Below are 14,753 nucleotides of genomic sequence, written 5' to 3'. Positions count from 1 at the left end.
TCTTTTTGAAACCCTAATTTTTAAACTAAATTTGAAAAAAAAATTATATTGAAAACTATTCTTTTAGCTGTTGCCTCAGGTTTAATCCTTGCCTTAAGCTGGCCAACCAATGGATGGAGTGTCTTGAGTTTTATTGGTTTCGTCCCTTTACTTTTTGCTGAATTTACCATTAGAACAACTCATACTCACAGAATAAAACTCAAAGTTTTTGGACATGCGTATTTAAGTTTTCTCATGTGGAATAGTATTACCACCTTTTGGCTTTACTACTCAACACCCTTTGGAGGTATTTTCGCAATACTTGCTAACTCCTTATTGATGACTCTTGTCTTTTTAATTTATCATATTGTCGCAAAACGAGTTGCTTTTACAGCGGCTTCCTCCTTTTTTATTGTGTTATGGCTCAGTTTCGAGAAATTGCATTTGGGCTGGGAATTTTCGTGGCCTTGGTTGAATTTAGGAAATGTCTTTGCTAATGATATCTCATTGATACAATGGTATGAGTATACAGGTACTTTTGGTGGTAGCCTTTGGATTTTAGCCAGTAATTTCATCATCTTAAAGGGGCTTATTCTTTATTTACAACATAAAGATTCAAAAATTATAGTGAAAAGTGGAATAAGACTTGCATTGCTTATAGGTATCCCTATAGGTATTAGCCTTCTTTTAAAACCCGATACTAGTGTTGACAACAGTATCGAAACTATTGTTCTTCAACCCAATATAAATCCTTATACTGAAAAGTATAATACAAATGATCAGGGGATTTCTAAAGATTTAGTAGACTTGACCCAACCTCTATTGAATGATAACCCACAGCTGCTTATCGCACCAGAAACGGTCTTTGCTGAAGGCACAGAAATTACAAGCTATACCTATTCCGAAGCTAAAAGGTTTTCAAAACTCTTACTCGATAAAAACGATCAACTCAATTTGGTTTTTGGCATTTCCATGTATGAATTGCTAAAAAAAGAAACTGACTTATCTCCTCAAAGCAATTTTTTAAGAAAAGGTCTTTGGTTTAACGATTACAACAGCGCTGTCTTTGAAAAAATGGGTTCTGAAACTCAATTTTATCATAAATCCAAGCTAGTTGTGGGCGTGGAAAATTTCCCTTATCAGTCTACCCTTAAACCTATACTTGGTAATATTATGATAGACCTTGGAGGCACGGTGGCTATGAAAACCACTCAACCCAAACGCAGTGTTTTTAAACTGAATACGGGCTATAGTGTTGCTCCCATTATTTGTTATGAATCTGTATATGGCGAGTTTGTGAATGGTTATGTAAAAAATGGCGCCAATGCCCTAGCCATCATAACCAATGATGCCTGGTGGGGAGAAACTCAAGGTCATCAACAACACTGGAGTTATACACGATTAAGAGCCATTGAAACGCGGCGTGCTGTGGCACGAAGTGCGAATACTGGAGTATCTGGATTTATAGATAAAGACGGTGAAATTATCAAAAAGTCAATCTATAATGAAAAAACAGCACTGACTTACGATTTGCCCCTTTATGAAGGACAAACGTTCTATGTTAAACACGGGGATTACATACCACGTATCGCAAACTTTTTAGCCTTATTTATTTTGCTTTTCGGAGTCACCCGAAGAAGAAAATAAATCAACTTATTTTTTGCAATGCTAGGGACAATACGATATAAACGAAAATTATAATTGGAATGGCAACAAATTGAAGGGTCATCAATAAAATAATACTTAGGACAACGATTAGATACCTATACCAATTTTCAGAAAGCTTTAGATTGGAAACCTTTAATGCAAACAGCTTAAGCTCAGCATTCAAAAGTAAAACGCTCAAGACTGATATCGCAATAAGAAAATAGGTGTTTTGAATTAATTCTGATAAGAAAGAATCGGGATGATAGTCTAGAATGAGTCCAAAACTAAGAATCAAAAGAGCATTGGCTGGAGTAGGCAAACCTATAAAACTGTCTGTTTGTCGATCATCAATATTAAACTTTGCAAGTCTGTATGCTGAACCCAAGGTGATAATTAAACCTATAAAGACAACCCAACTGGTTTCAGTGGAAAAAAAAGTAAGATCAGTAGCTGAGGGATTCAGGGACTTAAAAATAAGTTGACACATGACTAAACCTGGAACTAAGCCACTAGTTACCATATCTGCTAATGAGTCTAATTGTAAACCCAAATCGCTTTTCACTTTCAAAGCTCTGGCTGCTAAGCCATCAAAAAAGTCGAAGAAAATTCCAATGCAAACAAATACCGTTGCTACTACCAAATTATCTTGAACCGCAAATACTGTCGCCATACACCCTGATAATAAATTGAGAAGTGTGATAAAGTTTGGAATTTGTTTTTTAATCATATTTTCAACAACTATCTAGATTTGATACAATAAGAAAAAGCAAAATAAGTTTTAATATTATTAATTATAGCATATTTGCTAAAAAAATTATCGCATTGAAGAGGCTTGTCCTTATATTAACTCTTGCATTGACGTGTTCAGTTTTTTCACAAACTGCAAAATATTCTAATGAATTTCTGAACATAGGCGTAGATGCGGCTTCATTTGGAATGGCAAATGCTGTAACCGCAACCACAAATGACGTTAATTCTGGGTATTGGAATCCTGCTGGACTGGTCAACCTAAAAGATAGCCAAGTCTCGGCCATGCATGCCAATTATTTTGCAAACATTGCTACGTACAACTATATAGCTGGCGCAATGCCCATCGACAGTAAAAGTGCTGTGGGGTTTAGTATCATCCGCTTTGGTGTGGACGACATCTTAAACACTACACAGCTAATTGATGATCAAGGCAATATTGACTTCAATAGAATAAGTTTATTTTCTACTGCAGATTATGCCTTTACCTTATCTTATGCTAGGAATTTACCTTTGGAGGGATTTTCATATGGTGTAAATGCTAAAGTAATAAGAAGAGTTATCGGTGATTTTGCTCAAGCTTGGGGGTTTGGTTTTGACGCAGGGATTCAATTTCAACGAAAGAGTTGGTTTTTTGGAGTTATGGCTAGGGATATCACCACGACGTATAACACTTGGACTTTCGACGATGCTGAGCTAGCCACAATCCAAGGCGCCATCGATGGACAAAACCAAACCACGCCTGAGGCGACTGAAATCACACTGCCAAAACTTCAACTTGGCATTGCTAAAACCACCAGTATTCATAGAGATTTTGATCTTACTACGTCCTTAAATATGGACTTTCGCTTTGCAGAAACCAATGATATTATTTCCTCAGGTTCTATGAGTGCTACTCCCGCTTTTGGTTTTGAAGTTGACTATATCAAATTAGTCTACTTAAGAGGCGGCGTCGGTAATTTTCAAAACCTTGAATCCCTTGGTGGTGAGGGAACCAATATTGGTTTCCAACCCAATTTTGGAGTAGGATTCCGGTATAAAGGAATCCAAATTGACTATGCCCTTACTGATATTGGAGACCAAAGCCTTGCCTTATATTCCAATGTTTTTTCTTTAAAGTTAGATTGGTCGGTATTTAGGTAAACTTTAGTATGTAATTCGCGAGACAAAACATCACTCCGTTAGTGTTTTTTTTTAAAAAAAATTATAGGGGTCAGTAGTTAATAACTCATAAATTCCATTTGATTAATTTTATACTCATCTACTATTTTGGTTATTAGAGTGTTAAAAGTCGCGACCTTGCTCCGCGAGCGATTTAGTTTATAACAGAACTGATTGAAATACCGATTGATGTTGAATTCGCTTACCTATGATACCAATTTAGCATTCAAATGTCGTATAAAATCAGTTTCTTTTTCACTTACTAATCGTCATAAAATATAACCATAACTGTTGCTATGCTTATATTTTTTTCCTCAATTAAGTAAAAAATAATTCAAATTTTTAATGCAACATTTAAAAACTAAATTGGTATGATTATGTTGTTCTTATCCATGATTTTACCTGATGGATTATGGTGTGCAGTGCTTTGAAGTTCTGCCCATTTTTGCTTGGTATCTGGGTGATGTTGAAAGCATTGGCGATGGGTCTGTATCCTCTCCAAAGTTCTGTCGTGATGAGCGCATCTCTATAGATGTGATTCACAAAGATATAGTGTAGTGAAATTGCCGAAAAGTCCATTATGCTTATCATATATAAAGTTTTACATTACCAAGATCGGTAAGTTGTAAAGCTATCGATGCTTTCTTTTTCTTGACGTCATAGCTACGACCGATTTCCCAGTCCTCATTAGACTTCCAAGTACAAACTCGTCGACGTCTACCGTGCCATTAGATATTTGACACTAGATGACATCGCCTTCCTAACTTTGTGCATGAAAAGGCGTACGGTTTTCTAGCTGACACCATAGCGAACCCCATTTAGGTGGCTGAAAGGCTCTTGGTGGTAGTGAGCATTTCAAAACAGATGAAAAAGGCCTTTCTCAAACCGAACTTAACCTTATGGAACAAAGTGTTTGCAGTAGCGGACTCTCGGTGCCCGCAGATATTACACTGGCGAGCAAAATCCATATTGACCTGACAGGCGGTAGGGTTACATTTCAAGCATATATAATTATTCTTTAAACCAGCAAGATATTCCTTACATTCGAGATTCATTTTTAACTGATCAGAGAACTCTAGAAGATTTTTGACCCTTAAATGTGCTCATAATTTATTAATTTTACTTTCCCTAAAGTTAAGTATTTGTATACTGACCTCTATAAGATTGCATAGAAAACAAGCTAAATATTAGCTGCAATATCCTTACTAATAAAAAAAATAGTATAATCAGCTAGTATTGGATGTATTGCCACTAGAATAATAATTAATATAGAAGATTTTGACTTTTTAATAAATACACATCTATTAAATAATTAATACCAAATTATATTTATAATGCCGTATGAATAAATTGAATTATACTACGACGTGGCTCAGCACAGGTTTTATGATTGATTGAAATCAAAAATAACTAGCATAGCCTTAGCTACGGTAATTATTTTTGATGAAAAGCAGGCGAAAAAAGCCTGTGCCGAATTCATTTCGGTAAAACGATTTATTGCGTCATTATAGGTCTAATTTGGTATAAGGTGTTAAGTGAAATTGCTTGACTGAGAAACTTGAGTAATTAACTAAAAAATATTTTAATATGCTATTTTTTGATTATCCTTAAATCCGCAAGCCACTTTAAATCTACAAAATTTATATCAAAGAATGTGTTTTGAGTTTATTTTGAGACAGATTTGAGTAATTAAATAGCATTTTACTTGCCTTACTGATTTGGAAATCGTGTTTTTTTTTCTAATGATATCTAGAGGTTTCTCTAATTTCAGAAAATAAAAACATTTTTACTAAAATTCTTTAAATCAATTGTTTGAGTTTATATAAGTCTTGTAACAAGGCATAATTATCCTGTTTTGTTAAAAAAACAAGTCGTTTTTTTTAAATTAAAAGCTGTTTGTAAGGTGATTTACTGTAGAGTTTTAAAACCCAACCCCTACTTTGGTGAACCCATTTGCCTGCCACGTTTATGAATCTAAAAACAAACCTTTTAATGCGAGTTGTTGGTGAAATATTATCAAACACTTTTGATACTAAACCTACAAAATAAGTATAGAAATTTTTGATCATTGCTGTAACAATCATAAAGGTGTTATTTTGATTTAGAAACGAAAAAGGCATTCGTTTCCAGCCAAAATCATTATTCATTACATCAAAAATCTTTTCACTTGTTCCTCTATTATTGTAATATTCGATAATTTGTTTTTCTGTATTCTTCCAATCATTTGTAAGTATTGAACGGTATTTAAAAGCATCACCAGTAAATACATCTATCTGATTGTTCGAAGTTTTTTCACGCATAATTACCAAACGGTAATTTTTATCCTCGTTAAATTGCTTAAACTTTATCGAAGCTACTTGATAGTTTTTGTAGTTTAATTCAATGTCTATCCAGTCACTTATTTCTAGTATTTGTTCAAAAACAGTATCACTTTTATTGGCTCTTATGTAAAAGAGTTTACTGTTTTTTGCAACCACCTCTATAATATCTTTTGAATACGAACCAGCATCCATTCTTGAACGATTTATGGTAATGTCTTGCGACTTCAATAGACCATAGGCATTCTGTAATGTTTCTGCTTGCTTAAACTTTACATTGGCATTTCCGTCTCGGTTTTCAATATAAACAATATTGTCGCCAATCGTTGCTACACCTGGGAAGTAACCTTTATTCTTCTTGTATGTGCGTTTAGCATCATACTTTTTATTTGCTGTTATTTGATTGTCGTAATCAAAATCGTAATCCTTATTTGATTCCAATTGTTTAGTTAAAAGCAAAGATTTGATGTTGAGTAAATTTAGCTTTTTATTGACGTTAAAATCATAACATAAGCCAGATTTTGATTGATGAACAATGTTCTCTGTGGTTAATTCCTTGAGACCTCTTTGTATCGTATCTGGGCTGGGAACATTGTTATTGGGAATTTCCTTTAAATGTGTGCCTAAATGAGAACTAACATCTTCAATAACATCGCCTCCACTTAAAAATACATTGGTTAGGCTTCTGATTATTTCGCTGTAAGAATAACCAGCGTATTTAACTCTTTCACCTAGTTCTGAATCTATTAAACTTGACAAACCTATACTGTTGAAGGATTCGTTAACAAATGAAATTCCCGAAAAAGGACTTACAGATTTCTTATAATTTTGTACTTTTATCATTGTAAATATCTTAAGCTGTTTTATGACTTTGACATCACTAAAATAAGTGAAAAAATTTACATTGAAACACTGTGTGTAATCTTTTATACACAGTGCTTTCTTCTAAAAAAAACTATAAAGTTTTGCGGAGTTAAGGATTATTGCTATGAAATGAATTTTTAAACGCGGTTGGTGATTGTTGCTTATAAATTTGAAACTGCCTATTAAAGTTTGAAATATTATTGTAACCACATTGTTCTGCAATTGACACTATTGGTGTTTCTTTCTGTTTGATTAAAAGTTTACAAGCATGTTCAATACGCAGTTCAGTTAAAAACTGAAAATAGGTTTTATTGGTTCGTTTTTTAAAATATTTACAAAAGGCATTTTTCGTCATGTTTGCAACTTTACTTATTGCATCAAGAGTAATTTCTTGGGTAAAGTTGTTCATGGTGTATTCAAAAACATTGCGCATTCTGTTTCCTTCATTATCAGAATATTTTTTGTTGTAAACAAAAGATGATAAACTCTTGTAATTAGTTTTTGCAAAGATTTTTAATAGTTGAAGCAAAATAATAAGTTGACTTAGTTTTGAAGCCGTTTCAAGTTTAAAGAACAGCTCAGTTAAAATATTTTTTTCAGAAGTAATTCTAAAGCCATGTTTGGAGCGTTTAAAAAAAGGTTTTATTTCGTTTAATTCTTCAAGGTTAAAAAAATCGACTCCAAAAGACCTGTCCGTAAAAAACAAGGTGAACATATGCGAGGTTTTAGTCACCTTTAAATCACTTTTAAACACGTGCGGTATATTACTTCCAATTACAAAAATATCTCCTTTTTTATAGGAGTTTACCGTGTCTCCAACAATTAAGGTCCCTTCACCTTTAATAATTAAACTTATCTGTATTTCTTCATGTTGATGTAATTTATCATAAAAAGAAGGCTCTTTATCTATTTGAAAAACAAAAGCATTTTGTTGAGGTTTTGGAATCTTAAAGGGTAGTACTTTCACTTGCACTAAATTTATTTAAATAGTCAATTGATCTAAAAATAGTATCAAATATATGTAAATAATATTCGTTAATATTTTTAAATAACAAAAAACGGATAATATAGTATTATCCATGGATAATACTATATTATCCTGTAAAGGCAGTGTTATGTAGTTTTGAATTATAAAAATAAACTTATGAGTATTCAATGGAGAGGTGTAATGCCTGCAGTCACAACCCAATTTACAATGAACGACAAATTGGATTTAGATTTATTCAAAATCAATATTAAAGCACAGTTAGATGCGGGAGTCCATGGTATTGTATTAGGTGGAACACTAGGTGAAGCAAGCACCTTAACGGATGAAGAAAAACGCATATTAACTAGGGAAACTGTTGCTTTAGTTGATGGAAATGTTCCTGTATTAATTAATATAGCTGAACAAACCACTAATGCAGCAATAGCCTTAGCTAAAACAGCCGAAGAAGACGGCGCTAAAGGTTTAATGATGCTACCTCCAATGCGTTACAAAGCGAGTGATGTCGAGATTGTAGAATACTTTAAAGCGGTTGCAAACAATACCTCCTTACCAATTATGATCTACAACAACCCAATAGACTATATATTGGAAGTCACTTTGGATATGTTTGAGGAGTTATTACAAGCATGTCCAAACATAGAAGCTGTGAAAGAATCTAGCAGAAATACTACCAATATTACTAGGATTAAAAACCGTTTTGGAGATAGATTAGCAATAATGACCGGAGTTGATACCTTGGCCTTAGAAAGTTTAGTATTAGGTGCAGATGGATGGGTTGCTGGGTTAGTAGATGCTTTTCCAGCTGAAACAGTTGCAATTTACGAACTAGTAAAAGCTGGCAGAATTCAAGAAGCTATCAGCATTTATCGTTGGTTTATGCCGTTATTAGAGTTAGATATTCATCCAAAATTAGTGCAATACATTAAATTAGCATCTGTACACACAAAAATTGGTGCAGAATATGTAAGAGCTCCAAGATTAGTTTTGCAAGGTCAAGAGCGCATAAGAATAGAAAAAGTAATAACAGACGCACTTAAGGTAAGACCAACATTGCCAGAGTACAAAAACTTAAGTGTTTTAGCATAAATAATTTGGATCTTATCACAACGATTGGGTTTTCAACTATATCTTATTTTGTGTTTGTGAGAGTGCCTCATCACATAGAGATGAATACAGAACATAAAAAAGGATACTTTCTCAATATCTAAAATAATAGATATTTTAGGAATCAGATCAACATTAAATCTTCATAAAAAACATTGCCACGCTGTAAAAGTAAGGCAATAGTTAGTTTTTAAAGTAGTAACTAAATAAATTTAAGTAATGATTACAGGAAAAAACTATATAGGAAATCAACTTTCAGCAAAAGGAAACAAAAACTTTAAAACATTTAATCCTTTATTAAATGTTGAAAATGACTGGGAAATTACAGAAGCTTCAGAAGAGGAAATTAGTGATGCCGCAACATTAGCGGCAGAATCTTTTAAAATCTATTCAAAATTTTCTGGAACTAAGAAAGCACAATTCCTTAGAGCAATTGCCAATGAAATTGAAAACCTTGGTGATGAGTTGTTAGAAGTCTTTTCGGCAGAAAGTGGTTTACCAAACGGAAGAGCAGTTGGTGAAAGAGGAAGAACTTTAGGACAATTACGTGCTTTTGCAGATCATGTAGAAACAGGCAATTGGGTAGAAGCTTCCATAGATACAGCGCAACCAGAACGTCAACCAATTGCAAAAGTAGATTTAAGAAAGATGAATATTGCTTTAGGGCCAGTTGTTGTTTTTGGAGCATCAAACTTTCCATTAGCATTTTCAACTGCAGGAGGCGATACAGCAGCAGCTTTAGCGGCAGGTTGCCCCGTGATAGTAAAATCACACCCTATGCATGCTGGCACGGGGGATTTGGTGGCTTCTGCAATCATTAATGCGGCACAAAAAACTGGTATGCCAAATGGCGTTTTTTCAAATTTAAATAGTAGCGGCATTGAAGTTGGTCAATTATTAGTTCAAAACCCTAATATAAAAGCAGTTGGATTTACAGGAAGCCATCGAGGCGGAAGAGCCTTATATGACTTAGCTGCAAAACGCGAAGAGCCAATCCCTGTTTTTGCGGAAATGGGAAGTGTAAACCCTGTGGTCATTTTACCAAAAGCATTACAAAATAGAGCCAAAGAAATCGCAAAAACATACTCAGGTTCTATCACTTTAGGAACAGGACAATTTTGTACAAATCCAGGTTTAATTTTAGGAATAAAATCAGACGGATTAAACAATTTTGTAGAAACCTTAGCTGAAGAAATTGTAAAAATAGAACCCTCTGTTATGTTGCATCCAAACATTACTGGAGCCTATGAAAAAAACAAAGCAACAGCATTATCTCAAAAAGGCATAAAGGTTTTGGCAGAATATGAAACGGAAGTAAAACCAAACTATGTAAGACAAGTAGTTACTACAGTTGAAGGAAATACTTTTTTAAATAATACAACATTGCATCACGAAGTTTTTGGACCCTATTCAATAGTTGTACAATGTGAAAATAAGGCGCAATTAGAAGATATTATTTCAAAACTAGAAGGCCAACTTACAGGAACCATTTTATCTGATGATGATGAAATAGCAAGTCATACTAATATTGTGAATGTCTTACAAAACAGGGTTGGGCGTATCATTTTAAATGGCGTTCCAACAGGCGTAGAGGTTTGTCCGTCTATGCTTCATGGTGGGCCTTATCCAGCGTCAACAGATAGCCGTTTTACATCTGTTGGTGTAGATTCAATCAAGAGGTGGGCAAGGCCTTTTAGTTATCAAGATTGGCCAAATGATATGCTTCCAGATGAATTAAAAAATGAAAATCCTTTAGGTATTTTTAGAAATTTAAATAGAAACTTAACCAAAGAAAAAATCTGAATACTAAATTATATTTCAAGAAAACCGAATGAGTAGAAAAACCTTTTTTTGCATTGATGCTCACACTTGTGGAAATCCAGTTAGAGTAGTTGCAGGTGGGGGCCCGAATTTAGTTGGTGCTAATATGAGTGAAAAGCGTCAACATTTTTTAAAAGAATACGATTGGATTCGAAAAGGATTAATGTTTGAGCCTCGAGGGCATGATATGATGAGTGGCTCCATTCTATTTCCACCCCACAATCCTGAAAACGATTTTGCCATTTTATTTATTGAAACTTCGGGTTGTTTGCCAATGTGCGGACACGGAACAATTGGTACAATTACCATTGCAATTGAAGAAGGTTTAATTACTCCAAAAATTCCTGGAAAAATTAAAATGGAAGCACCCGCAGGTTTAGTGAATATTGAATATAAGCAAACAGGTAAAAAAGTAGATTGGGTAAAATTCATTAATGTAAAAAGTTATTTAGCTGCAGAAAACTTAACTGTTGATTGTCCTGAATTAGGTAAGATCACTTTTGATGTTTCTTACGGTGGAAATTATTACGCTATTATAGATCCACAAAAAAACTTCTCTGGAGTACAAGATTTTTCAGCAAGCAAGATCATTCAATATTCCCAAGTCGTTAGGCAAAAAATTAATGAGAAATACCCAAACATATTTTTTCATCCTGAAAATGAGACCATTAGAGATGTATCACATATATTATGGACTGGAACTCCTATAGATCCAACCTCATCAGGAAGAAATGCCGTTTTTTATGGTGATAAAGCTATTGATAGGAGTCCATGTGGAACAGGGACTTCTGCTAGATTAGCACAATTACACGCTAAAGGAAAATTGAAAAAAGGTGAAGATTTTATTAACGAAAGTTTTATAGGCTCTAAGTTTATTGGTCGTATTGTAGAAGAAACTATATTAAATGGAAAACCTGCCATTATTCCAAGTATTCAAGGTTGGGCAAAAGTATATGGCTATAATACCATTACTATTGATGATGAAGATGATCCCTATGCTAATGGATTTCAAGTGATTTAATATGGAAAAGGAAATTATAATAATTGGCGGCGGAATTATTGGCTTGTGTACAGCCTATTATCTACAAAAAGATGGTCATAAGATAACCGTTATTGACCAATCCAATATGGATTCCGGCGCATCCTATGTAAACGCAGGCTATATAATACCCAGTCATTTTATTTCAATGGCAGCTCCCGGAATAATTACTAAAGGCATTAAATGGATGTTTAATTCCGAGAGTCCTTTTTACGTAAAACCAAGGTTAGATGCTGATTTCTTAAAATGGGTTTTAGCCTTTAAGAAATCGGCTACTAAAGAAAGAGTGGAACAGTCTATTTCAGCATTAAAAAACATCAATTTACTTTCTAGAGATTTGTATGAAGATATGAAGCGATCTGGTGATTTTAATTTTCATTACGAGCGTAAAGGATTATTGATGTGTTATAAATCTAATAAAGTTGGTGAAGAAGAATGGGAAATTGGTAAGCGAGGTATTAAAGAAGGTTTAGGCGTTAAACATTTATCGGCTAAAGAGGTAAAAGTCTTAGAACCCAAAGCTAATTTAAATATAAAAGGCGCTGTTTATTATGATTGTGATGGGCATATGACACCGAATCATTTTATGAATGACATGACCACTTATTTAAAATCAAAAGGGGTTGTTTTTTATACGAATGAAAAAGTAAACGAATTGGAAGTTTTCAACGATAAAATAGTAAAAGTTCTTACAGATAAAAGAACATTAATTCCTGACGAAGTTATTTTAACAGCTGGAAGTTGGAGTCCGTTAATAACTAAAAAATTAGGAATAAAAATTCCAGTTCAAGCTGGAAAAGGCTATGGAATAAATGTTGAACAAGAAACTAAAATTACTATTCCAACTATTTTATGTGAGGCCAAAGTGGCAGTTACGCCTATGGATGGTTTTACTCGTTTTGCAGGCACTATGGAAATTGCAGGAATAAACCATAATATAAATCCAAAAAGAGTGAATTCCATAGCAAATGCTGCTCAACGATATTATAATAACTTGGAAATAACTTTAGAAGAAAAAAAAACGGCAGAATGTGGTTTAAGACCCGTATCACCTGATGGGATACCTTACATTGGAAAATCATCGAAATGTAAAAATTTAACCATTGCCACAGGACACGCTATGATGGGGTGGAGCTTAGGACCAGCAACAGGAAAACTAGTATCAGAAATAATTTCTGATAAGAAAAGTTCATTAGATATTTCATGTTATCACCCAGATAGAAAATTTTAACCATATAGCCTTTAAACCTTGAATTAAATCAATAAATTTTAACTTGACCTACTTTTTTATATAAAAATGTAATCCTAAATTACTTAGGTTTTTAGATTAGAAAAACTACTAATGTTGAAACTGACAAATTATGAATTTTAGATCTTTAAACTAAGAATATAAAAACAACACTTAAACCATAAAATTAAAGTTTTTATAAAAATCTTTTAAAAATTAAAACCAATGAAATCATATCCAAGTATTTTTAATGATGTTATAGGGCCTATAATGAGGGGGGCTTCTAGTTCCCATTGTGCGGCGGCACTTAGGATTGGCAGAATTTGTCGGGATATAATGAACGGTATAATTGAGGAAGTGTATATTGAATTTGACCCTAATGGATCTCTTGCGACAACCCATTCAGGACAAGGCTCGGATATGGGACTTTTTGGAGGTCTATTGGGCTGGGAAGCTGATGATGAAAGACTTAGAGATTATGAATTTCATATTAAAAATTCAGGTATTACTATTAAAATAGATATACACCCAATAGATTTTGAGCATCCAAACACCTATAAAATCACTTTAAAAAATAAAACCGAAACTCACCAAGTTATCGGTATTTCTTCAGGTGGAGGTATGATCGAGATTATAGAAATAGATCAAAGCCCGACTTCAATGATGGGCGACTTTAATATAACATTGTTTTATAGCGATTCCGCTGAATATATTTTAGACTTAGTTTCAAAAATGAATTTGGGAGAAACATCCCTTCATAAAGGCTCAATAGATTTCATCACTGTTCAATCAAACGAAATGGAGCAACAGAAACTACTGGAGCAAGTTTCTGCTTTGGATACTCCCATAACAATACGTGTCATAAATCCAGTACTCCCCATTAAATCAAGAAAAAACCTCTCTGTCCCCTTTATTACAGTAGAACAATTATTGGAATACAACCAGGGAAAAAATCTGAAATTATGGGAGCTGGCTATAGAATACGAAAGCCAGAGAGGAAATATCACAAAAGAAGACGTAAAAGAGAAAATGGGACATATTGTTGATATAATGGAAAACTCTATTAAAACAGGCCTTAAAGGCACCCATTACAAAGACAGAATTTTAGGCAGCCAATCCCTTAACTTCAAAAAAAACATAAAGGAAAAAAAACTTATACCAGGCGATGTTTTGAACAATGCTATAATGTATACCTCCTCTATGATGGAAATTAAAAGTTCACTGGGCGTAATAGTGGCCGCACCTACAGCAGGTTCCTGTGGAGCCCTCCCAGGAACTATACTAGGTACTTCTAACACCTTAGGGTTTTCTAGAAACCAAAATATACAGGCTATGTTGGCTGCAGGCCTAATAGGGGTATTCATAACGTCTCATGCCACATTTTCGGCTGAAGTAGGCGGCTGTATGGGAGAGTGCGGATCAGCTTCGGGAATGGCAGCTGCAGGAGTAGTCGTATTAAAAGACGGTAGTTTGTCTCAGTCACTTGCGGCAGCTTCCATGGCATTGCAAAGCTCTTTGGGACTGATTTGTGATACCGTAGCCGACAGAGTTGAAGCTCCATGTTTAAACAGAAATGTGATGGCTGCTTCAACAGCTATTTCTTGTGCAAACATGGCATTATCCGATTACGACCAGGTAATACCGCTCGACGAAGTCATTGAAACTATGAAAAGAGTGGGAGATGCTATTCCACACACCTTAAGGTGTACTGGACTAGGTGGGTTGGCTATAACAAAAACTGCCAAAAAAATTGAAGCCAACCTTCAAGAAAACAAATCAGCCCTTGGGAAAAAATCATTTAAGTCTTGTTAGACAGAAAGCTATATCCAATGGTCCTGCTACAATATTGGACAGAAA

At 34.2% G+C, this 14,753-nt stretch carries 10 protein-coding genes and 1 pseudogene; 7 read left to right on the top strand and 4 right to left on the bottom strand.

Going from position 1 to position 14,753, the window contains the following annotated elements:
* Positions 1–48: 48 nt before the first annotated feature.
* On the top strand, positions 49–1,626 hold the full coding sequence (gene lnt, locus P700755_RS13170) for an apolipoprotein N-acyltransferase (protein ID WP_015025146.1): 1,578 nt from the start codon (positions 49–51) through the stop codon (positions 1,624–1,626).
* A gap of 1 nt (position 1,627) precedes the next feature.
* On the opposite strand, the gene P700755_RS13165 is transcribed toward lnt, so the two are convergent.
* Entirely contained in the window at positions 1,628–2,353 is a 726-nt protein-coding gene (locus tag P700755_RS13165) for a CDP-alcohol phosphatidyltransferase family protein (protein ID WP_015025145.1), read from the bottom strand.
* A gap of 95 nt (positions 2,354–2,448) precedes the next feature.
* On the opposite strand from P700755_RS13165, the gene P700755_RS13160 reads away from it, so the two are divergent.
* Complete coding sequence (locus P700755_RS13160; RefSeq protein WP_015025144.1) at positions 2,449–3,516, top strand: putative type IX sorting system protein PorV2; 1,068 nt, start codon at positions 2,449–2,451, stop codon at positions 3,514–3,516.
* A 396-nt stretch (positions 3,517–3,912) separates the two neighbouring features.
* On the opposite strand, the pseudogene P700755_RS20830 reads toward P700755_RS13160, so the two are convergent.
* From P700755_RS20830 to P700755_RS13150, 3 genes and pseudogenes are all read right to left on the bottom strand, one after another.
* Positions 3,913–4,641, bottom strand: a pseudogene (locus tag P700755_RS20830) (IS1595 family transposase); the annotation flags it as partial.
* 773 nt (positions 4,642–5,414) lie between these two features.
* Positions 5,415–6,695 carry an IS1380-like element ISPto6 family transposase gene (locus P700755_RS13155; protein WP_015025143.1) on the bottom strand — a complete coding sequence of 427 codons (1,281 nt, stop codon included), beginning with the start codon at positions 6,693–6,695 and terminating at the stop codon, positions 5,415–5,417.
* 130 nt (positions 6,696–6,825) lie between these two features.
* Positions 6,826–7,683 (bottom strand): AraC family transcriptional regulator, encoded by an 858-nt coding sequence (locus P700755_RS13150; protein ID WP_015025142.1) that lies wholly within the window; start codon positions 7,681–7,683, stop codon positions 6,826–6,828.
* 177 nt (positions 7,684–7,860) lie between these two features.
* Here P700755_RS13150 and P700755_RS13145 point away from each other — a divergent pair, with 177 nt between their 5' ends.
* The 5 genes from P700755_RS13145 to sdaAA all read left to right on the top strand — a co-directional run bounded on the left by P700755_RS13145 (position 7,861) and on the right by sdaAA (position 14,708).
* Positions 7,861–8,790: a dihydrodipicolinate synthase family protein gene (locus P700755_RS13145; RefSeq protein ID WP_015025141.1), complete on the top strand. Its 930-nt coding sequence runs from the start codon at positions 7,861–7,863 to the stop codon at positions 8,788–8,790.
* A 237-nt stretch (positions 8,791–9,027) separates the two neighbouring features.
* Positions 9,028–10,611 (top strand): aldehyde dehydrogenase (NADP(+)), encoded by a 1,584-nt coding sequence (locus P700755_RS13140; RefSeq protein WP_015025140.1) that lies wholly within the window; start codon positions 9,028–9,030, stop codon positions 10,609–10,611.
* 28 nt (positions 10,612–10,639) lie between these two features.
* A complete protein-coding gene (locus tag P700755_RS13135; RefSeq protein WP_015025139.1) occupies positions 10,640–11,650 on the top strand; it encodes a 4-hydroxyproline epimerase in 1,011 nt (336 codons plus the stop codon).
* A 1-nt stretch (position 11,651) separates the two neighbouring features.
* Positions 11,652–12,899 (top strand): NAD(P)/FAD-dependent oxidoreductase, encoded by a 1,248-nt coding sequence (locus P700755_RS13130; RefSeq protein ID WP_015025138.1) that lies wholly within the window; start codon positions 11,652–11,654, stop codon positions 12,897–12,899.
* Positions 12,900–13,121: 222 nt separating this feature from the next.
* On the top strand, positions 13,122–14,708 hold the full coding sequence (sdaAA, locus tag P700755_RS13125) for an L-serine ammonia-lyase, iron-sulfur-dependent, subunit alpha (RefSeq protein WP_015025137.1): 1,587 nt from the start codon (positions 13,122–13,124) through the stop codon (positions 14,706–14,708).
* Positions 14,709–14,753: the final 45 nt, after the last annotated feature.

Source organism: Psychroflexus torquis ATCC 700755 (assembly GCF_000153485.2).
In the GTDB taxonomy this organism is placed as follows: domain Bacteria; phylum Bacteroidota; class Bacteroidia; order Flavobacteriales; family Flavobacteriaceae; genus Psychroflexus; species Psychroflexus torquis.
The sequence above is the reverse complement of the archived record's forward strand: the minus strand, read 5'-3'. Positions and strand labels throughout refer to the sequence as shown.